Origin of the sequence: Bradyrhizobium sp. NP1 (assembly GCF_030378205.1) — a bacterium.
In the GTDB taxonomy this organism is placed as follows: Bacteria; Pseudomonadota; Alphaproteobacteria; order Rhizobiales; family Xanthobacteraceae; genus Bradyrhizobium.
This window is the reverse complement of record NZ_CP127385.1, coordinates 30,341-50,774: the sequence shown is the minus strand read 5'-3', so window position 1 is coordinate 50,774 and position 20,434 is coordinate 30,341. Positions and strand designations below refer to the sequence as shown.

At 65.5% G+C, this 20,434-nt stretch carries 19 protein-coding genes; 3 read left to right on the top strand and 16 right to left on the bottom strand.

Translation table 11 applies throughout. The annotated features are described in order from the left end of the window. Nucleotides 1-31: 31 nt before the first annotated feature. The 14 genes from QOU61_RS00210 to murJ all read right to left on the bottom strand — a co-directional run bounded on the left by QOU61_RS00210 (nucleotide 32) and on the right by murJ (nucleotide 13,449). A complete protein-coding gene (locus QOU61_RS00210) occupies nucleotides 32-454 on the bottom strand; it encodes a helix-turn-helix domain-containing protein (RefSeq protein ID WP_289656154.1) in 423 nt (140 codons plus the stop codon). A gap of 322 nt (nucleotides 455-776) precedes the next feature. Further along, entirely contained in the window at nucleotides 777-2,387 is a 1,611-nt protein-coding gene (lnt, locus tag QOU61_RS00205) for an apolipoprotein N-acyltransferase (RefSeq protein ID WP_502876868.1), read from the bottom strand. Next, on the bottom strand, nucleotides 2,384-3,502 hold the full coding sequence (locus tag QOU61_RS00200; protein ID WP_289656153.1) for a hemolysin family protein: 1,119 nt from the start codon (nucleotides 3,500-3,502) through the stop codon (nucleotides 2,384-2,386). The genes lnt and QOU61_RS00200 overlap by 4 nt, the downstream gene beginning before the upstream one ends. Before the next feature lies 1 nt (nucleotide 3,503). Next, on the bottom strand, nucleotides 3,504-3,986 hold the full coding sequence (gene ybeY / locus QOU61_RS00195; protein ID WP_502876867.1) for an rRNA maturation RNase YbeY: 483 nt from the start codon (nucleotides 3,984-3,986) through the stop codon (nucleotides 3,504-3,506). Between the two features lie 63 nt (nucleotides 3,987-4,049). Further along, nucleotides 4,050-5,042, bottom strand: coding sequence for a PhoH family protein (locus QOU61_RS00190; protein WP_289656151.1), 993 nt, complete (start codon nucleotides 5,040-5,042; stop codon nucleotides 4,050-4,052). 65 nt (nucleotides 5,043-5,107) lie between these two features. Next, nucleotides 5,108-6,499, bottom strand: a complete 1,392-nt coding sequence (gene miaB, locus QOU61_RS00185; RefSeq protein ID WP_289656150.1) for a tRNA (N6-isopentenyl adenosine(37)-C2)-methylthiotransferase MiaB — start codon at nucleotides 6,497-6,499, stop codon at nucleotides 5,108-5,110. A 72-nt stretch (nucleotides 6,500-6,571) separates the two neighbouring features. Further along, nucleotides 6,572-7,306: an HAD family hydrolase gene (locus tag QOU61_RS00180; protein ID WP_289656149.1), complete on the bottom strand. Its 735-nt coding sequence runs from the start codon at nucleotides 7,304-7,306 to the stop codon at nucleotides 6,572-6,574. A 431-nt stretch (nucleotides 7,307-7,737) separates the two neighbouring features. Further along, on the bottom strand, nucleotides 7,738-8,190 hold the full coding sequence (locus QOU61_RS00175; protein WP_289656148.1) for a Fur family transcriptional regulator: 453 nt from the start codon (nucleotides 8,188-8,190) through the stop codon (nucleotides 7,738-7,740). Between the two features lie 41 nt (nucleotides 8,191-8,231). After that, nucleotides 8,232-8,717: a ribosomal protein S18-alanine N-acetyltransferase gene (gene rimI, locus QOU61_RS00170; protein WP_289656147.1), complete on the bottom strand. Its 486-nt coding sequence runs from the start codon at nucleotides 8,715-8,717 to the stop codon at nucleotides 8,232-8,234. Then, complete coding sequence (tsaB, locus tag QOU61_RS00165) at nucleotides 8,714-9,406, bottom strand: tRNA (adenosine(37)-N6)-threonylcarbamoyltransferase complex dimerization subunit type 1 TsaB (protein ID WP_289656146.1); 693 nt, start codon at nucleotides 9,404-9,406, stop codon at nucleotides 8,714-8,716. The genes rimI and tsaB overlap by 4 nt, the downstream gene beginning before the upstream one ends. A gap of 90 nt (nucleotides 9,407-9,496) precedes the next feature. Further along, the gene (locus tag QOU61_RS00160; protein WP_289656145.1) at nucleotides 9,497-10,066 is read right to left on the bottom strand and encodes a NifU family protein; all 570 of its coding nucleotides are present in this window, start codon (nucleotides 10,064-10,066) and stop codon (nucleotides 9,497-9,499) included. A gap of 148 nt (nucleotides 10,067-10,214) precedes the next feature. Next, entirely contained in the window at nucleotides 10,215-10,709 is a 495-nt protein-coding gene (locus tag QOU61_RS00155; protein ID WP_289656144.1) for a universal stress protein, read from the bottom strand. 85 nt (nucleotides 10,710-10,794) lie between these two features. Further along, nucleotides 10,795-11,847 carry a tryptophan--tRNA ligase gene (gene trpS, locus QOU61_RS00150; RefSeq protein ID WP_289656143.1) on the bottom strand — a complete coding sequence of 351 codons (1,053 nt, stop codon included), beginning with the start codon at nucleotides 11,845-11,847 and terminating at the stop codon, nucleotides 10,795-10,797. A 51-nt stretch (nucleotides 11,848-11,898) separates the two neighbouring features. Further along, nucleotides 11,899-13,449, bottom strand: coding sequence for a murein biosynthesis integral membrane protein MurJ (gene murJ / locus QOU61_RS00145; protein ID WP_289656142.1), 1,551 nt, complete (start codon nucleotides 13,447-13,449; stop codon nucleotides 11,899-11,901). Between the two features lie 72 nt (nucleotides 13,450-13,521). Here murJ and QOU61_RS00140 point away from each other — a divergent pair, with 72 nt between their 5' ends. Then, complete coding sequence (locus QOU61_RS00140; RefSeq protein WP_289656141.1) at nucleotides 13,522-14,523, top strand: adenosine kinase; 1,002 nt, start codon at nucleotides 13,522-13,524, stop codon at nucleotides 14,521-14,523. Between the two features lie 125 nt (nucleotides 14,524-14,648). Here the strand turns inward: QOU61_RS00140 and QOU61_RS00135 are convergent, their stop codons facing one another. Beyond that, nucleotides 14,649-15,842: a serine hydrolase domain-containing protein gene (locus QOU61_RS00135; RefSeq protein ID WP_289656140.1), complete on the bottom strand. Its 1,194-nt coding sequence runs from the start codon at nucleotides 15,840-15,842 to the stop codon at nucleotides 14,649-14,651. Nucleotides 15,843-16,179: 337 nt separating this feature from the next. Here QOU61_RS00135 and QOU61_RS00130 point away from each other — a divergent pair, with 337 nt between their 5' ends. Both QOU61_RS00130 and QOU61_RS00125 read left to right on the top strand, forming a co-directional pair. Beyond that, nucleotides 16,180-16,500 carry a hypothetical protein gene (locus QOU61_RS00130; protein ID WP_289662118.1) on the top strand — a complete coding sequence of 107 codons (321 nt, stop codon included), beginning with the start codon at nucleotides 16,180-16,182 and terminating at the stop codon, nucleotides 16,498-16,500. Nucleotides 16,501-16,619: 119 nt separating this feature from the next. Then, the gene (locus QOU61_RS00125) at nucleotides 16,620-18,113 is read left to right on the top strand and encodes an NAD-dependent succinate-semialdehyde dehydrogenase (RefSeq protein WP_289656139.1); all 1,494 of its coding nucleotides are present in this window, start codon (nucleotides 16,620-16,622) and stop codon (nucleotides 18,111-18,113) included. A gap of 78 nt (nucleotides 18,114-18,191) precedes the next feature. Here QOU61_RS00125 and QOU61_RS00120 read toward each other — a convergent pair whose 3' ends face one another. Continuing rightward, complete coding sequence (locus tag QOU61_RS00120) at nucleotides 18,192-20,390, bottom strand: SLC26A/SulP transporter family protein (RefSeq protein WP_289662117.1); 2,199 nt, start codon at nucleotides 20,388-20,390, stop codon at nucleotides 18,192-18,194. Nucleotides 20,391-20,434: the final 44 nt, after the last annotated feature.

The following is a 20,434-nucleotide window of genomic DNA, read 5'->3' as shown; positions in this document are numbered from 1 at the left end:
CCAGATTTGACAGGCCCTCAAACCGAAACGATCAGGGTTCGACGGTTTTGGGCGCCTCGCGCGCGGCGATCTGCTCGACCAGGTCGACGATGCTGCGTCGCAGTTTGGCGTCGCCGATGCGGGTGAAGGCACGGGTCAATGCCAGGCCCTCGGAGGTAGCGAGGAAATCGGAGACATAGGTCGGCGCGCTGCCGTCGCTGAAGCCCTCGGCGGAAGGCGCACCACTTGGCACGCCCTCGAACAGGAAGGAGACCGGGACCTGGAGGATCTCGGAAATCTGCTGGATGCGGCTGGCGCCGACCCGGTTCGTGCCCTTCTCATATTTCTGGACCTGCTGAAAAGTCAGGCCCAAAGCCTCGCCGAGCTTCTCCTGGCTCATGCCGAGCATGATCCGGCGCATGCGCACGCGACTGCCGACATATTTGTCAACAGGGTTCGGCGCTTTGGTCGACATCACAAAATACTCCTCGACGGTCCCGTGAACGAGGCACGCGAGAGGGTGCATGCCGCAGGCACCAACACCGTCAAATCTTGCTCGGAGGTTGGGAGGAATTGAGGGAAATTTGAGCAATGAACTGACAGGATTCTTTCAGAGCCGAAGAATGCGAACGACCGTGTCGTCCTGTCAACCGCAGGAATTTCTGCTGACAACCGGAAAAAAGCCAGAATATCACGCAGTCGCTAGTGTGATCCGAAAGCGCGGGCCACGATTTTTCCGAAAAGCGAGGTTGTGCGCGAAAGCGGCCGGCGCCGCTGCGATCTCGGCCAATCGCGCCTCAGCGGCGTTTCGCGCGCCGTCGCAGCAGCACGAAGACCAGCGCGGCGCCGACCATGATCGCGGCGGGGATGTCGCCGAAGCGCGCGTAGAGCGTCGGGGCGATCGTCGTCGGCAGCGTCGAATCGAGCACGCCCTCGACGCCGAGACCGAGCCGCGCGACGATACGTCCCACCGGATCGAGTACCGCGGATATGCCGGTGTTGGCGGCACGGACCACGGGCAAGCCCTGCTCGATCGCGCGGAGCCGCGCCTGCGCCAGATGTTGATACGGTCCGGTCGAGATTCCGAACCAGCCGTCATTGGTCAGGTTGACGATCCAGCCCGGACGCTCGCCTTGCGTCGCGATGTCGGCCGGAAAGACCGCCTCGTAGCAGATCAAGGGCAGCGCGCTCGGCGCGTTCGGCAGCGGCAGCGGGCGGCGGATCGTGCCGGGGATGAACCCGCCCTGCACCTTGGTGAGCTGCTCGAAGCCGACCTTCTCCATCAGGTTCTGGAACGGCAGGAATTCGCCGAACGGCACCAGATGCAGCTTGTCGTAGATCGACAGCACATTGCCATCATGATCGATGACGTAGATCGAGTTGTAGGCGCGCGTGATGCGTGTGCCGGGCGGCAGGTCGGGCGCCCGCACCGAACCGGTGATCAGCACCGTGCCCTTGGGCAGCAGCGCTGCGATCTGCGCCATCGCATCCGGCTCGCGCGTGAGGAAGAAGGGAAATGCCGATTCCGGCCAGATCAGGATGTTGACGTCGCGCACCCCGGTCGATTGCGGGCCCGAGGCGCGATCCGACAACGTCAGGTATCGCCGCATCACCGCCGCCTTGGCGGAGTAGTTGAACTTCTCGTCCTGCTGCAGGTCGGGCTGCATCAGCCTCAGCTTGACGTTGGCAACGACTGCGGTCGGATGCTGCGACAGCCGGATCGCGCCGAACGCCCCCATCGCGACCAGCACGATCAGCGCCGCGAGCGGCGCGATCCATGGCCTGCGGCCGCGCGAAGCGCCTTCGATCAGCACGGCGGGGCTTGCGAAGATCGCGACCGCGAGGAAGGTCAGTCCCCATAGCCCGACGAGCGACGCGGTCTGCGCGAACGGCAGCGGGGCCGCCAGAGCATAGCCGAATGCATTCCATGGAAAGCCGGTCAAGAGCTGGCCACGCAGCCATTCGCCGATGGTGAGGCATGCCGCAAGCGCGATCACGCGCGCGACGTCGCGCGGCCAGATCAGGCGCGCCAATGCGAAGCTGAAGGCGGTGAACAGCGCGAGATAGGCGGGCAGGCCGAAGATCGCGAACGGCATCAGCCAGGCGAAGGTCGCAGCATCCACCAGGAAGGCGTAGCCGATCCAGTACAGCCCGAACACGAAGTAGCCGAGCCCGAACCAGTAGCCGGACATCGCCGCCGCCGGCACGCCGCGCCATTTCCCGGCGCCGGCGCCGTCGATCAGCCAGACCATCACGGGGAAGGTCACGAGCAGCACCGGCCAGGCATTGAACGGCGCCATCGCAAGCACCGACAGCGCGCCGGCAAGGAACGCCACCGCGGCGCGCTTCCAGCCCCAAATGAGCACGATCCACAGCGCGGCGGCGCGCAGCTTGTCCATCATCTTCACGGTGTGCCGGTCCCGTCGTTGGGCGGCGGGCCGGAATGGTCGCCGGTCTGCGTCTGGCCCGGGTCCTGCGGCGCCTCGCGGCGGCGGCTCTCGCGCTGCGTGCGCGGCGGCTGTCGCTCCTTGCGCGTGGCGATGCGCAGGCGTTTCACCCGCCGCGGGTCGGCGTCGAGCACTTCGACCTCGTAATTGGCGGGGCCGGAAATCACCTCGCCGCGCACCGGCACGCGCCCGACATGGCTGACGAGATAGCCGCCGAGCGTTTCGACCTCCTCGCCGGCCTCTCCGGTGACGAAGTCCTGGCCGATCACGGCGCGGACGTCGTCGAGGCTGGCGCGGGCGTCGGCGATGAATGAATTGTCGGGCTGCCGCACGATCGCGGGCGGCTCGTCGTTGTCATGCTCGTCGTCGATCTCGCCGACGATCTGCTCGACGATATCCTCGAGCGAGACCAGCCCGTCGCTGCCGCCATATTCGTCCACCACCAGCGCCAGGTGAATGCGCGTGGCCTGCATCTGCGCAAGCAGATCGATCGCGCGCATCGATGGCGGCACGTAGAGCAGCTTGCGGATGATGTTGGCTTCGGACAGCGGCATCGAAAGGTCGACGGCGCGCAGGTCGAGGCCGGCGGGGAACGGCTTCTTGCGCCGCGCCTTGGTCGTCTCCGGCACGCGCGCCTTCGCGGTCATGAAGGCGAGCAGGTCGCGGATGTGAACGATGCCCTCGGGGTCGTCGAGCGTTTCGTTGAACACGACGAGGCGCGAATGACCGGCGCTTTCGAAGCGGTCCATCAACTCGCCGAGGGGAATGTCGCGCTTGACCGCGACGATGTCGGCGCGATGCACCATGACATCGGCGATGCGCCGCTCATGCAGGCTGAGGATGTTGCGCAGCATGGTGCGCTCGACCGCGGTAAAGCCCGCGTCGTCGGGCGTCGAGGCGTCGAGCACGACCTGCAAATCGTCGCGCACCGATCCCGGCTTCCATCCGAACAGGGAGCGGATCGCGCGGCTCAGCCAGCCTTCCGCGCCCGGGCGCGCGACCGCGCCGGGCTCGACCACCGCGGGCAGGTTGCGCGTGTTGCGGGGATTGTCGTGGATCGGGTCGGAGTCAGGCATTTCAGTTCATCCGCTCCGCATAGGGATCGGGAATGCCGAGCTGCGCCAGGATCTCCTGCTCCAGCGCCTCCATCACTTCCGCCTCGTTATCGGTCTCGTGATCGTAGCCGATCAGGTGCAGGAAGCCGTGGACGGCAAGGTGGCTCAAATGATGATCGAACGGCTTGCCTTCCGTATCGGCTTCCCGCCGCAGGGTCTCGTAGGCGATCGCGATGTCGCCGAGCATGCGCGGCGCGTCGTCGGGACCGCCGGCGTGTTCCGGCTGCAGCGCCGGAAACGACAGCACGTTGGTCGGCTTGTCGATGCCGCGCCAGTTGGCGTTGAGCGTGCGAATGCCGGCATCGTCGGTCAGCATGACCGCAAGCTCGGCGTCCGCGACCTCTTCCTCGATGGTTTCGGCCGCCGCCGCGATCGCACGCTGGATCACCGCTTCGGCCTCAGGCTCCGCCCGCCAGCAATCGGCGGCGACCATCACCTCAGTCATGGGAAGAACAGCATGGGGCATCGTGCGGAATTTTCTTCGGCCGGAACGGCTCCGGCCCGTTACCTAGCCTTGCGGCCTGCTTGGGGAAGGCGATCGCTCGTAGGCGGCGACGATTCGCGCCACCAACTCGTGACGGATCACGTCCTCGGCCGTGAACCTGACCTGAGCGATGCCGTCGACACCGTCGAGCAGCCGGGTCGCTTCGGCAAGTCCCGAGGTCTGGCCGTGCGGCAGGTCGACCTGCGAGGGATCGCCGGTGACGATCATCCGGCTGTTCTCGCCCAGGCGAGTCAGGAACATCTTCATCTGCATCGACGTCGTGTTCTGCGCCTCGTCCAGGATGATCACGGCGTTGGTCAGGGTGCGCCCGCGCATGAAGGCGAGCGGCGCGATTTCGATCTCGCCGGTCTGCAGCGCGCGCTCGACGATGCGGGCGTCCATCAGATCGTAGAGCGCGTCGTAGATCGGCCGCAAATAGGGATCGACCTTCTCGCGCAGGTCACCCGGCAGAAAGCCGAGCCGCTCGCCGGCTTCCACCGCCGGCCGCGACAGGATGATGCGGTCGACTTCCTTGCGCTCGAACAGTTGCGCGGCATGGGCGACCGCGAGCCAGGTCTTGCCGGTGCCGGCCGGCCCGACGCCGAACACCAGCTCATGCCGCTTGAGCGCGCGGACGTAGGAGTCCTGCGCGGCGGTACGCGCCCGCACCGGACGCTTGCGCAGGTTGATGATCTCGAACGCCGATTTCGCCGCCTTGGCGTCGAACTCGAACAGCGAGCCCTGCGCGATCACGGCGCGGATCGCGCCTTCGACCTCGCCCTGGTCGAGGTCATGTCCCTGCACGGCCTGCGCGTAGAGCGCCTCCAGCACACGCCGCGCAGCGTCGCAGCCGTCGCGTGAGCCGGCGATGGTGATGTGATTGCCGCGGGAATCCACGACCACGCCGAGTCGGCGCTCGATCAGCGCCAAGTTCTGCCCGTAAGGGCCGACGAGGGCGGAGGCGGCGCGGTTGTCGTCGAAGTCGATGACGACCTGCGTCTCGGGCGGAAGTTGCATGTCGCGGTCGAATTTGCGGTTGGGAGCGAGTGAGGGTGAATCCGATGCGCTTTTTGGCAAGGGTTTCAGGCTCCAATGGTCACAGGGGACTGGGCTGGCCGGGACACAGGCGCCGCAAGCTCGCCGAGCAGGCTGTAGCGTTCGAGGCTGTCGATTTTCACCGGTATGACCTGCCCGATGATGTCGTTCGGCGCCATGACATGCGCAGGCTGAAGGTAGGCGGTGCGTCCGACAATCTGGCCGTCATAGCGGCCACCACGCTCGAACAGCACGTCGACAGTCTTGCCGATCGCAGCCGTGTTGAAGGCCGATTGCTGGCTGTCGATCAATTCCTGAAGCCGCGCCAATCGTTCGTCCATCTCGGCTGCTGACACCATCTCCCGCATCTCCGCCGCGGGGGTTCCCGGCCGCGGCGAATACTTGAACGAATAGGCGCCAGCGTATCCGATTTGCGTGACAAGCGCGAGAGTGGCGCAAAAATCTTCCCCCGTCTCGCCGGGGAAGCCGACGATAAAATCCGATGAAAATGCAATATCTTGGCGCACGGCGCGGAATCGGTCGACGACGGCGCAATAATCGGCCGCGGTATGCCTGCGGTTCATCGCGGCAAGTATCCGGTCGGAGCCGGATTGCACCGGCAGGTGCACGAAGGGCATGACGGCGGGAATATCGCGATGCGCCTCGATCAGGCTGTCATCGACGTCGCGCGGATGGCTGGTCGAATAGCGCAGGCGCATGATGCCGGGAATGCTGGCCAGGCGCTCGAGCAGCCGGCCGAGCGGCCAGCTTCGCCCGTCCGGCCCTTCGCCGTGATAGGCGTTGACGTTCTGGCCGATCAGCGTGATCTCGCGCACGCCGTGATCGGCGAGCCGCGTCACGTCGTCGATGACCTTGCCGACCGGCCGCGAGCTTTCGGCGCCGCGTGTATACGGCACGACGCAGAAGGTGCAGAACTTGTCGCAGCCTTCCTGCACCGTGACGAACGCGGAAATGCCGCGCGCGCGGATCGCTTCGGGCTTCGGCTGCGGCAGCACGCCGAACTTGTCCTCGGCCGGGAATTCCGTCTCGATCGCAACGCCGTCGGTCCTGGCGCGCGCGAGCAGCTGCGGCAGATGATGGTAGCTCTGCGGGCCGACCACGACATCGACGACCGGCGCGCGCCGCACGATCTCCTCGCCCTCGGCCTGTGCGACGCAGCCGGCGACCGCGATGGTCATCGCGCGGCCATCTCGCGCGGCGTCATCCTTGGCTTGGCGCAGCCGCCCCAATTCGGAATAGACTTTTTCGGACGCCTTTTCGCGAATGTGGCAGGTGTTGAGGATGACGAGATCGGCATCATCGGCGCTGGCCGTTTCGACAAAGCCCTCGGCCGCCAGCGTATCCACCATGCGCTGCGCATCGTAGACATTCATCTGGCAGCCATAGGACTTGATGTGCAGCTTGCGCGGCGCCGTCATGGAACTCGGTTTGGTGAGTGAAACGCTGCTCAAATATAGGTTAGTGAGGCGAAAATCCAGCGCGGCGGGCTGTCATTCGGCTGCCATCTGGGCGCGGGCCTGCGCAATCAGCGCGGGCAATTGCCGCATGTCATCAAAGGTCAGGAAAGCGCCGGCCGCCCGCAGCGCCTCATCATAGCCCGGCTCGCAGTGGCTGCCGCCGCAAAATCCCAGCACCCTCATGCCGGCCGCGCGCGCCGCGGCAATCCCGGCGACACTGTCCTCGATCACGAGGCAACGGTCGGCCCGCGCCTGCATCCGGCTCGCCGCAAACAGGAACAGATCCGGTGCCGGCTTGCCATTCTCAACCTCCGAGGCCGAGAAGATGTTGGGTGCGAAGCGGTCGAACAGCCTGGTCGCGCCGAGGCTGATGCGCATGCGTCGGTGCGAGCCGCTCGAGGCCACGCAGACCGGCAGCACGATGGCGTCGAGCGCATCATGGATGTGCGGGATGGCCTTGAGGTCGGCCTCGAACAATCCGTATAGCTCGCCGCGCAATTGCTGATGGAAATCCTCGGGCAGCCTGCGGCCGATCTCGGCCTCGATTTCGAGCGTCGCCTGCCGCGCGGAACGGCCGAGGAAACGGGCAAACACCTGCTCCGGCGTGATCGGGTAACCGTTGCGGCTCAGCACCTGCGCATGCGCGCGGCAGGAGATGACCTCGCTGTCGACGAGCACGCCGTCGCAATCGAAGATGACGAGATCGACTAGTGGAGCGGATTTGACGTTCGCCTTCCCCTCGTCGCGAGTCGTTGATGCGAACGTCAAATCCCAAGCTCCACTAGAAACAATATTTTGCTCGTGGTGCTTTGATCCCAACATTCGCAAAAAGCGCCTGCCGCAACGGGATGCGAATGTTGGAATCGGACCACTAGTGGAGCGGATTTGACGTTCGCCTTCCCCTCGCCGCGAGTCGTTGATGCGAACGTCAAATCCCAAGCTCCACTAGAAACAATATTTTGCTCGTGGTGCTTTGATCCCAACATTCGCAAAAAGCGCCTGCCGCAACGGGATGCGAGTATTGGAATCGGACCACTAGTGGAGCGGATTTGACGTTCGCCTTCCCCTCGCCGCGAGTGGTTGATGCGAACGTCAAATCCCAAGCTCCACTAGAAACAATATTTTGCTCGTGGTGCTTTGATCCCAACATTCGCAAAAAGCGCCTGCCGCAACGGGATGCGAGTATTGGAATCGGACCATTAGCTTTGGGACTTGTCGTCCAGCGGGACGCAATAGAGCTCGAGCCGGTGATCGACCAGCTTGTAGCCGAGCTTGCGCGCGATCTCCGCCTGCAGCTTCTCGATCTCTTCGGACGTGAACTCGATCACCTTGCCGTCGCGCAGGTCGATCAGGTGATCATGGTGGCTGTCGCGCATCTGCTCATAGCGCGCGCGGCCCTCGCGGAAATCATGCCGCTCGATGATGCCTGCGTCTTCGAACAGCTTGACGGTGCGATAGACGGTGGAGATCGAGATCTTGTCGTCGACCGCGACGCAGCGCCGGTACAGCTCCTCGACGTCGGGGTGGTCAATGGCCTCCGCCAGCACGCGGGCGATCACGCGACGCTGCTCGGTCATGCGCATGCCGGTCGCGGCGCAGCGCGCCTCGATTGCGGTAGCTTTCGTAGCCGACGGCGATTTGAGGACGGTCATGGGTTCCTTTGGCTGCGGCGCGTTTTGTCATTTCCCCCAGTTTACGACAAGTCCCGGCGCATCAGAAGCGCGTTCAATTGTTCCCCGCCGGCTTGCCGGTAATAGCGTTCGCGGCGGCCGACCACGCTAAATCCGGCCCGTTCATAGAGCCTGCGCGCCGGGAGGTTGTTTTCCTCCACTTCCAGAAATACCGCGCGCACCCCCCGACCCGCCAGATGCCCCAGATGGGTCAGCAACAGCTCGCGCGACAGGCCGCGGCCGCGATGGGCGGGATCGATCCCGACCGACAGGATTTCGGCTTCGTCCGCGCCCATCCGCGACACCGCAAAGCCGATCAGCTTTCGCCCGGCGCGCAGGCGATGAACGAGCGTGTTGCGCTCGCGCATCATGCCTTCGAATTCAGCCTCGCCCCAGCCGCGATGGAAGGAGGCCGCGTGAAGCTGCGCAAGCTTCGGCGCGTCGCGTGCGGTCGCCGTTTCGACCGCCGGCTTGCCGCCGCTCCACCACGCCGAAAGCCAGGCCATCATGACGCGGCAGTTTGCACGGGATGGCCGTCCTGCGAAGGCTTGGCGTCGGGCGCGCGCAGATAATAGGGCCGCGCCGGCGCCGTTTCCGGATTGACCGCGGCGCCGAGCCACGCCACCCAGGCGATATCGGGCGCCGGCTGCGGGTCGACCTTGAAAGGCGCCGCTGCATGCTCGGGCCAGCGGTCGGCGAGCAGCCTGGCCGCGTTGCCGACCAGATGCGGCGGGCCGAACCGCCAGGCGAGCAGTGCCTCGCTGATCGGTGCAACCTGCGGCGCCACCAGCGCGGTGCCGTTGCCGCTGACGACCTGGAAATAGACCTGATCGTGCCGCGCATCGATTGCGGCGATCACCGGATGCTCGTTGCTTTCGCTGACGACGGGCGCGGCAAAAGCGGAGAGCGTGGTCACGCCGACCACGGGCTTCTCTGCCGCAAGCGCGATGCCGCGCGCCGCGGAAAGGCCGACGCGCAAGCCCGTGAAACTGCCGGGCCCCGTGGTCGCCGCCACGCGATCGAGCGCGGCAAACGGCAGGCGGGCCTCACGCATGACGCGGCCGATCAGCGGCATCAGCGCTTCGGCATGGCCGCGCTTCATCGGTTGCGACTCCTGCGCGATGACGCGGTTTTCATCGGTGTCGAGCACCGCCGCCGCGCAGGCGTCGAGCGCCGTATCGATGGCGAGAATCAGCATGGCAACGCGTATGGCGAATAGGGAATGGCGAGTGGGTGATCAGCGCGGAGCGCTATTCGCCGCCCGCTGTTCGCCATTCGCCTCTCCTGGTCACATCGGGCGGACTTCGACCACCTCGGGCACGAAATGCCGCAGCAGGTTCTGGATGCCGTGCTGCAAGGTCGCGGTCGACGACGGGCAGCCCGAGCAGGCGCCCTTCATGTTGAGATAGACCACACCATCCTTGAAGCCGCGGAAAGTGATGTCGCCGCCGTCATTGGCGACCGCCGGCCGCACCCGGGTTTCGATCAGGTCCTTGATCATCTCGACCGTCTCGGTATCGGCCTCGTTGTAGAACTCGTCAGCCTCGTCGGCTGCGTCGTCGCTGGCCGTGCTGCCGTCGGCGAGCAGCGGCGCGCCGGACATGTAATGTTCCATGATCGCGCCGAGGATCGCGGGCTTCAAATGCTGCCAGTCGCCGTCGGCCTTGGTCACGGTGATGAAGTCGGAACCGTAGAACACGCCCGTGACGCCAGGCACGGCAAACAGCCGTTCGGCGAGCGGGGAGCGGGCGGCCGCCTCGGGGGTCGAAAATTCCATCGTGCCGGCATCGAGCACGAGGCGCCCCGGAATGAACTTCAGGGTCGCGGGGTTGGGCGTGGCTTCGGTCTGGATGAACATGGTTTTCTCCGGCGTCGCCGGTTCAAGGCCGGCGCGTGCGTCCTGTCTACCAAATGGCGACGGCAAAAGCACGGTCAAGGGTGCAAAACATTGTATTTTCAGGCGAAAGCCTGGGTTGCGCGAAATGCGTGGGCGCCGGACGAGGGCGTCAGGACAGCGCCTCGATGGCGGCGTCGGAGAGGTCGCCGGAGATCAGCGTGATCGGGATCGGGAACGAGCCGACAGCCTGCACCATGGCGGTGATGATCGGTCCCGGCCCCTCGGCGCCGGGACTTGCCGCCAGCACCAGGACGGCTATGTCGGGGTCCTGCTCGATGACGTCGAGGATCTGCTCGATCGCGTCGCCCTCGCGGATCACCCGCTCCGGCGTGATGGCGGCGATGCCGTTGACGCGGCCGGCGGCGCGGTCGAGCGCCTCGTTGGCCGTCTCATGCGCCTCGGCGCGCATGATGTCGGCAACCCCCAGCCACTGCTGGTTCTGGTCCTCCAGCTCGACGATTCGCAGCATCACCACGCCGCCGCCGGCCCGCATCGCCCAGCGGCTGGCGTAGTAGACGGCGCGGTCCCATTCCGCGGTGTCGTCGACGATGACAAGGCATTTCGGCTTGTGACCGGTCTCGTAGCTTCGTCGCTGGGTGGTCATGCATGTCCCGGTGCTGCGCCAAGCCATCGAGATCGCATCGTGCCACACTCCCTCTCGCTTTGGGAGAGGGTCGTAGCGCAACAATTTAGGGCTTGCGGACGAAGCCGATGATGTCCTTGGCAGCCTTCATCGTCTCCTCGGCGAGCGCGCCCGCGCGGCTTGCGCCTTCGATCAGGATGGAATCGACATGGCCGGGGTCCGCGGTCAGCCGCTTCATCTCGGTGGCGATCGGCGCGAGCTTGGCGATGCAGAGCTCGGCCAGCGCGTTCTTGAAGCTGGAGAATTGCCCGCCGCCGAATTCGCGCAGCACGTCCTGCTTGGTGCGGCCGGCGAGCGCGGCGTAGATGCCGACGAGGTTGTCGGCTTCGGGGCGCGTCTCCAGTCCCTTCTCCTCCGACGGCAACGGCTCCGGATCGGTCTTCGCCTTGCGGATCTTCTGCGCGATGGTGTCGGCGTCGTCGGTCAGGTTGATGCGCGAATTGTCCGACGAATCGGATTTCGACATCTTCTTGGTGCCGTCGCGCAAGGACATGACCCGCGTCGCCGGCCCCGTGATCAGGGGCTCCGGCTGCGGGAAGAACTCGCCGTCGGCAAAGCCGTGGGTCCGCACCGAATCGCCGAAATCATTGTTGAACTTCTGCGCGATGTCGCGCGCGAGCTCGAGGTGCTGCTTCTGGTCTTCGCCCACGGGCACATGCGTTGCGCGGTACAGCAGGATGTCGGCCGCCATCAGCACCGGATAGTCGTACAGTCCGACGGAAGCGTTCTCGCGGTCCTTGCCAGCCTTCTCCTTGAACTGCGTCATGCGGTTGAGCCAGCCGATCCGCGCCACGCAGTTGAGCAGCCAGGCGAGCTCGGCATGGCCCGACACCTGGCTCTGGTTGAAGACGATGTGCTTCTTCGGATCGATGCCGCTCGCGATGAATGCCGCCGTCACCTCGCGGATGTTGCGGGCAAGCTCGGTCGGGCCGCCCCAGACGGACACGGGCTGGGTGATCGCGTGCAGATCGACGACGCAATAGATGCAGTTATGGTTTTCCTGCAGCTTCACGAAATTGACGATCGCGCCGAGATAGTTGCCGAGATGCAGATTGCCCGTCGGCTGCACGCCCGAAAAAACCCGCTCAACCCTGGCCATGGTCCTTGTTCCAGTCTGCCTGATGTCGCGCCGTCGTTTGCCACGCTCGCCTTACGCGCGCAAGTCGTGCGGCGGCGCCTGCCTGATGGCGTTAACGGTTTGGCGCCAGCCGGTGACGCCGAACAGGGTCAGGCAAAGACCGTAGACCAGGATCGCGCCCGCGATCAGCGCCGCCAGGATGGCGGCCTGCGCCAGCCCATGGTCGGCCGCCGGCATCGCGGCCCTGCCGAGCCAGAGCAGCGCGCCCATCGCCAGCGCCGCCGCCGTCATGCGCGGCAGCCGGCGCCGCGCCGCCGCGTCGATCGAAAATCCGAATGTGGCGGCGCCGCGGCGCATCAGGACCAGCGCGTTGGCCCATGCTCCCAGCGCGAGCGCGGCGGCGATGCCGGAAAGCCCGAGGAAATGATTGAGCGCCAGCGCCGCCGCGATCGCGACCGCGATACCTTGCAGCATCGCAAACAGCGGCGTCAGCGTGTCCTCTCGGGCAAAGAATGCCGGCGAGAGCGACTTGACCGCGACCTGCGCCGGGAGTCCGAATGACAGCCAGATCAGCGCCTGTGCGGTCGCCGCCGTGTCGGTCGCGGTGAAGGCGCCGTGCTCGAACAGCAGCCGCACGATCGGTTCGCTCAGCGCGATCAGGCCGAGCGTTGCCGGAAGCGCAAGCCCGACCGCAAGCTCGAGCGCCCGCGATTCCGCTTCCGCAATGGCGCCGTCGTCCTGGCGCTGCAACGCCCGCGTCATCTGCGGCACCAGCACCATGCCCATGGCGACGCCGACAATGCCGAGCGGCAGCTCGATCAGGCGATTGGCGAAGTAGAGCCATGACACCGCGGAAGGCGATGACGAGGCGACGATGGCGCCGGCGACGACGAAAAGCTGCGGCCCGGCGCTTGCTGCCATGCCGGGCATCGCCCGGGTGAGGAAGACGCGCATCTCCTTGTCGAACGCGATCCGCAGCGGCGTTGCGACGCGATCCCCCTGGCGCAGGCCAAGCACCAGCAGTTGCAGCAGGCCGGCGATGCCGACCGCGGCGGCAATCACCAGCGCCGCGCGGCCAGCGTCCAGGTGGAGCGCGAACAGCGCCACCGTCACCGCGATCAGGGTGATGTTGAACAGGACAGGCGAAAACGCCGCGAGCGCGAAGCGGCCCTGTGCGCTCGACAGCGCGAGCATCACGGTGACGGGGCCGGCGAAAGCGAGATAGGGCAGCATCAGCCTCGCGTTGCCGGTGGCAAGCTGCAGCGTCTCGTGTCCGACAAAGCCGGGGGCGAAGGCGACGATCACGAGCGGCATCAGGATGGCCGCCACGGCCGAGATCACGACCAGGGCCGCGCTGATGGTGCCGAGCACGCGCCCGGCGAAGGCTGCCGCTGCCGCGGGGCCTGCGGCTTCGCGAGCGCGCAGCCAGGCCGGCACCAGCGCCGCGTTCAGTGCGCCCTCGCTCAACAGGCGCCTGACCACGTTGACGAGCTGGAACGCGGCGAGAAAGGCGTCCGCCGCGGGACCCGCGCCCAATAGCGCCGCGATCAGGGAATCGCGCGCAAATCCGAGCAGCCGCGAGGAAAGCGTGCCGAGGGATACCGTGAGGAGCGAGCGTATCATTAGGCTTCTATAACAGCCCCGGCTGTGATAGGCCGCAGCCTTTCGCGGTTATCCCAACGGGACTCTCCTGGCATGGCTGAAGCCAAATACGACGTTCTCGCGATCGGCAATGCGATTTTCGACGTGCTGGTCCGGGCCGACGAGAAGTTTCTCGTCGATCACGGCATGACCAAGGGCAGCATGACGCTGATCGACGAAGTGCGCGCGGCGGCCATCTACCGCGACATGGGCCCGGCGACGCAGATGTCCGGCGGCTCGGCGGCCAACACCATCGTCGGCGTGGCGAGCTTCGGCGGCCGCGCCGCCTATGTCGGCAAGGTCAAGCAGGATCAGATCGGCGGGCTCTACACCCATGATATCCGCGCCGCCGGCGTCGCGTTCGACACCAGGCCTGCGACAGGCGGCCCGGCCACCGGCTGCTCCTACATCCTGATCACCGGCGATGGCGAGCGCACCATGAACACCTATCTCGGTGCGGCGCAGGATCTGACGCCCGATGATATCGAGCCTGCGGCGATCGCGGCGTCGAGGATCGTCTATCTCGAAGGCTATCTGTGGGATCCGAAGAACGCCAAGGATGCCTTCGTCAAGGCGGCGACGATCGCCCACGGTGCGGGCCGCGAGGTCGCGCTGACGCTGTCGGATTCCTTCTGCGTCGATCGCTATCGCGGCGAATTCCTCGAGCTGATGCGCGAGCGCACCGTCGATCTCGTGTTCGCCAACGAGGCCGAGCTGCATTCGCTCTATCAGACCTCGGATTTTGACGCGGCGCTGGCGCAGCTCCGCAAGGACGTGAAGCTTGCCGTCGTCACCCGCAGCGAAAAGGGCTGCATGGTGGCATCAAATGACGGCGTGGTTGCCGTGCCGGCCTTCTCGATCGAGCGGCTGGTCGATACCACGGGCGCCGGCGACCTGTTCGCCTCGGGCTTTCTGTTCGGCCTCGTGCGCAACGCCGGTTTCGAGAATGCCGCGCGGCTTGGCGCGCTTGCCGCCGCCGAGGTGATCCAGCACATCGGCGCACGGCCGCAGATTTCGCTCAAGGAATTGGCGAAGCAGAACGGCCTGCCCGTGTAGCTTCTTATCCCTCCCCCTTGTGGGGAGAGTGGCGCGCAGAGCGCGCTGGGTGGGGGCATCGCATTTCACGCCCCTGCCTGACCCTCCCCCGTGAGGGGGGGAGGGAAGGAGAGAGCGCTGCTTGCTCACGCTGCCTTCTTGCCGCCGGCGGCGCCGAGTCCGGCATAGACGCCGCGCTCGAAGCCCGCGAAGGCCTCCAGGCACAGCCTGTCGGCGAACGGCAGCACCTGCATCAGGATCACGCCCGCGACGTCGCGCGACGGATCGATCCAGTAGTAGGTGTTGGCGAGCCCGGCCCAGGCGAGGCTGCCTGCGCTGCGGCCCTCCGGCGTCTTGGCGGTGTTGATGAGGAAGCTCAGTCCCCACTTCTTCACCATGTCGGGATAGAGATCGACATCGTTGGTGGCGCCGGGCACGGCCGAGACCATCTTGGTCACGCTGAGCTCGCCGATATGGTTCTGGGCCATCGTCGCGACCGTTTCCGCTTTCAATAGCTGGCTGCCGTTGCCCTTTCCCTTGTTCAGGATCATCTGGGTGAAGCGGATGTAGTCGCCGGCGGTGCTGTAAAGCCCGCCGCCGCCCATGAAGAATTCCGGCTCCTGCTCCATCTCGAACGGGATCGGTGCGAGCGATCCATCCGGTCCGCGCGCATGCATGCCGACCAGCCGCTTGCGCTGGTCTGCCGAAAGCCTGAAGCTCGTATCGTTCATGCCGAGCGGGACAAAGAGATTGTCGCGCAAATAGGCGTCGAGGCGCTTGCCGCTCACGGCTTCCACCGCCTTGCCGACGAAGTCGATATTGGTGCCATACTCCCAGCGCGTGCCGGGATCCGACATGATCGGCGTCTTCAGCGCATCGTTCTTGCAGGTGGTGATGCTGGGAAGCCCTGTTTTCGCCAGGTATTGCACCATGTCGCCGCTCCACATGTCGTAGCAGAAGCCGGCGGTGTGGGTCATGAGCAGACGCAGCGTGATTGGTTTCTTCGCCGGCCGGAGTTTTGGCTCGCCCTTGGCATCAAAGCCCTCGAGCACTTGCGGCGAGGCGAGATCGGGCAGCACCTTGCCGATCGGCGTGTCGAGCGCGAGCTTGCCCTGCTCGACAAGCTGCATGGCGCCGGCGGTGGTGATCGCTTTCGTCATCGAGGCGATCCAGAACACGCTGTCCGGCGTCATCGCATCGGGCTTGGAAAGGTCGCGCTTGCCGAATGCGCCCTGGTAGATCACCTCGTTCCCCGTGGCGGCCATCGCCACCACGCCGGGGATCTCCTTCGCCTCGGCCTTCTGACGCAAAACCTGATCGATCTCTGTACTGCTCGGCATGGGCGTCTCCCGCTTGTTTATTGTGTTGCGATTTTTGTCCCGGTTGTTTCGGCCTGCAAGCACCGGCACTTCGTTGCGGCGCAGGGTCGCGGCTTCGTGATCGGGGCGCCACGGCGGCGCAGAGCCGGTACAGAACTGCAACACTTCGCCACAATCTGCGGTGCATAGCCGGCCCGGGCGGGTGACCCCTAAAATTCGTGGCGATAAGCTCCTTGCGACGGCGCGTTCAGTACCTATTTTTTTCAGTAAGGCGTTCATAACGCAGTCGAATCGGCGCCGCCGCTGCGACATTTTGATTCAAAGATTAGCGGTGCGGCGGCACCGCGAGGGGGCAGTCATGATCTCCACCTGGAGCGAATGGAAGCGATATCCGCGGCCTGGGCGCGGCGAAAACATCGAAGCGCCGATTTCACCCGGCATCTATGAGGTTCGTTTCGCCGGCTCCGGCGCGCTGCATTCGTTCGGCGCGGTCGATAATGTCGCACAGGCCCTGGCGCTGCTGCAGGTCAGTTCGAAGTCCTGGTTCAGTCGCCGCGGGAGCACAGCCGTTCCGGAACTCGAATACCGCACCTGCGCAACCTCCACCAAGGCGGATGCCAAGGCGGCCGCGGAACGCATGATCGGACGCCGCGACACCTATATGAGCGGCGCGGCCTGATCGCGCCCAGCCTGCCCAGGATGCATTGAAGCAACCCGCCTTCCGGAAGGGCGGGTGCATTGCGTCTGATAAGTCCCTATACTTGGACGACAGCCCAAAAATATCCGAGGAGTAACGCCATGACCCCGACCGCTGCCGCACGCGCTTCACAACCCGCAACCTCGCTGCAAGGCCGGCTTAAGGACGCTTCGCTGCTGCGCGACCGCTGCTTTATCGACGGCGCGTGGGTCGGCACGCCGTCCCGCCCGGTCAACAACCCGGCCAACGGCGCCGAGCTTGCGAAGATCCCCGTCATGAGCACGGCGGAGGCGACGAAGGCGGTGGAAGCCGCCGAGCGCGCGTTTCCGGCGTGGGCGAAGCTCACCGCCAAGCAGCGCTCCAACATCCTGCGCAAATGGTTCGAGCTGATCATCGCCAACCGCGAGGATCTTGCGCTGATCCTCACCTCCGAGCAGGGCAAGCCGCTCGCGGAAGCGCTCGGTGAGATCGATATCGGCGGCGCCTATGTCGAATTCTTCGCCGAGGAAGCGCGCCGCGTCTATGGCGAGACCATCCCGACGCAGCGGCCTGATGCGCGGCTGCTCGCGATCAAGCAGCCGATCGGCGTCTGCGGCGCGATCACGCCCTGGAATTTTCCGTGCTCGATGATCACCCGCAAGGTATCGCCGGCGCTCGCGGCCGGCTGCACCGTGGTGCTGAAGCCCGCCAACGAAACGCCGCTCACGGCGCTCGCGCTGGTGGCGCTCGCGGAGAAGGCCGGCGTGCCGAAGGGCGTGCTCAACGTGCTGACCGGCAACTCCTCGGCGATCGGCAAGGTCCTGTGCGAGCATCCGGCGGTGCGCTTCGTCGGCTTCACCGGCTCGACCGAGGTCGGCAAGATCCTCTACGAACAGGCCTCCGTCGGCGTGAAGAAGCTCGGCCTCGAGCTCGGCGGCAATGCGCCTTTCGTGGTGTTCGACGATGCCGACATCGATGCCGCGGTCGAAGGCGCGATGGTCTCGAAATACCGTAACATGGGCCAGACCTGCGTTTGCGCCAACCGCCTCTACGCGCAGGACAAGATCTACGATCAGTTCGTCGAGAAGCTCTCCAAGAAGGTCGCGGCGATGAAGATCGGCGACGGCACCGAGGCGGGCGTCACGCAGGGACCGCTGATCAACATGGAAGCGGTCGAGAAGGTCGAGAAGCACATTGCCGACGCGGTCAAGGGCGGCGCCAAGATCGTCACCGGCGGCAAGCGCAGCCCGCTCGGCGGCAGCTTCTTCGAGCCGACCGTGCTCGCCAATGTCAGCCCCAATGCGCTGGTGGCGCATGAGGAGACGTTCGGCCCGCTCGCGCCGGTGTTCCGTTTCAAGGACGAGGCCGAGGTGGTGGCGATGTGCAACAACTCGCCGTTCGGCCTTGCCTCCTATTTCTATTCGCGCGACCTCGGCCGGGTCTGGCGCGTGGCGGAAGCGCTGGAGTCCGGCATGGTCGGCGTCAACACCGGCCTGATCACTACGGAAGTCGCGCCGTTCGGGGGCGTGAAGGAAAGTGGTCTCGGGCGCGAAGGCTCCCGTTACGGCATGGAAGAATATGTCGAGATCAAATATGTGATGATGGCCGGCATCTGACGCATCATCGGTTCAACAACGGGCAATCCGGCGCCAGTGCCGCCGGGTTGCCCTTTTTCATTTTCGCTTCCGGTCATCTCAGCGCCGCAGCACCGCGATGGTGCGGTTGGCGAAGGTGAGCCGCTCGGCCATCACGGTGACGAAATAGGTCAGGAGCTTCTGGCCGAGCGCCGGATTCTCGGCCTTGATCGCCTCGAACTGATGCGTGCCGAGCACGTACAGCACGCTCGCGATCTCGGCCTGGATAGTGGCGCTGCGCGGCGCCTGCGACACCAGCCCCATCTCGCCGATCGTGGTGTAGCGGCCGAGGCTGCGCACCCGCGTGGTGGCACCATTGTCGGCCGGGACCATGATGCCGACTCGCCCGTCGAGGATGAAGTGCATGGAATCGGCGGCGTCGCCCGCGCGCACGATGGTTTCGCCGGCGTCGACCTCAAGCCGCGCGCAGCGGTCGATCAGCTCGATCGCATCCCCCTCGGAGCCGAGGATTTTCGTGAACCAGTCGCGCAGATTGGCTTCTTCCTCGGCGCGGCCCTGATGCTGCGCGATGATCTCGTTCTCGCACCATTCGAGCGCATGATCGAGCTCGCTGATCACGCTGACATCCCTGGAAACGAATTCGCTGGAGCGCAGCGCTTTTTCCGCTGCCGCGGGCAGATGCACCAGCACGAGCCTGATGCCGCGCTCCTGCGCCGCCCGCTTGATCTGGGCGAAGCTGTAGGCGGCCGAGGAGTCGATGCCGGTGACCAGCTTGAAATCGAACACGAGGTAGCGGCACTCCGGATGGCGCGCGAGCAGCGCCTTGACGTGCTGATAGAGCCGGTTGGCCGAGCCGAAGAACAGATAGCTCTGCAGGTTGAGGCCGCGGATCTTGCCGCCATGTGCTGACAGCACCGCCTGATCGTCGCGCGAGCGGTCGAGCGAGCTGCGATATTCCGAGCCGTCGAAGGCGAACTTGATGGAATCGATGCGCGAGGCGCTCAGCGCAAAGGTTGCGCAGCCGATCACCACGCCGATCAGGATGCCGGCGACAAAACCCCATTGCAGGATGATCGCGATGATCGCAAGCAGCGACAGGTATTCAAGCCGCGACAGCCGGCGCCGCGATTGCGCGATCCATTTGTGCACCGTGTCGGCGCCGAGATAGATCAGAAGGCCGCCGAGCACGAATTTCGGCATATAGCCGAGCAGTTTTGGGGCAAGCTCCAGCATCAGGACGGAGATCGCGGCGGCAGTCAGGCCCGACAGGCGGCCGGTTGCGCCGCCGTTCAGGTTGAGCATCGAGCGGCTGACCGAGATGCAGCCGGTGTAGCCGCCCACGGCGCCGCTCAATATGTTGGCGATCCCGGTGACGTTCAGCTCGCGCTCGAGGTCGGCTTCGCGATGCGCAGCGACTTCGAGGCCGGTGGCGTTGAACAGCGTGCTCGATGCCGTCACGAAGATGACGGCAATCAGGTTGCCGGCGAGGTCCGGCAGCGCATACCAGGGATAGTGACCGAGCTCCTTTGGATTCCAGGGAAACAGGAAGGAAGCCGGCGGCGGCGGTTGAAAGGTCCAGCCCGCGGCCTGCGCCTCCGTGGACGAGATGCCGATCAGCCAGAACACGATATGCGCCGCGATCGTGCCGGCAATCAGGATGAGCGGCAGGCCGAATGGCGTGCGCGAGCGATGCCAGGTCAGATAGAGCACAAGCGCCATCGCACAGGCTGCCGCAAGCTCGTACAAGGTCATCGCATTGGCGAACTGGTCGAGGCCGCCGAGCTGAAGCCGGTGGCCGGTGATGACCCTGACGGCGCCGAGCAGGATCAGGCAGCCGGTCGCGCCGAGAAACCCGCCGACCACGGGATAAGGCACATAGCGGATGGTGCGGCCCATCCGCGTCACGCCGAAGGCGCACAGCACGATGCCGGTCACGATGCTGGCGAGCGCGAAGGTGACGATGACAGGTCCGAGCACCGGCGCCGCCGGATCGGTCGCCGCCATGCGCTCGATCAGGGACGACGCCAGGATGGCGGTCATCGCCGCGGTGGAGCTCTCGGGTGCGGCGATCGCAAACGGCAGCGAACTGCCAAGCGCGATGACCGCGCCGAGGGCGGCCGACGCGATGAAGGTGGCGGCGATGCCGTAGGAGAGATTGGCGGCCAGCGGACCTGAGAAGATCAGGAGCGCGTAGGACAGTCCAAAAGTCACGGTGAGAACGCTGGCGGCGGTGCCGCCGAGAATATCATTGACCGCGGTTTTCAGCCGCGGAGCGGAACTTATGGTGAGATCGACCACGCGAAGCTGCCCCCAGATGCCCCCTTCAGTCGTAGTGACGGCGC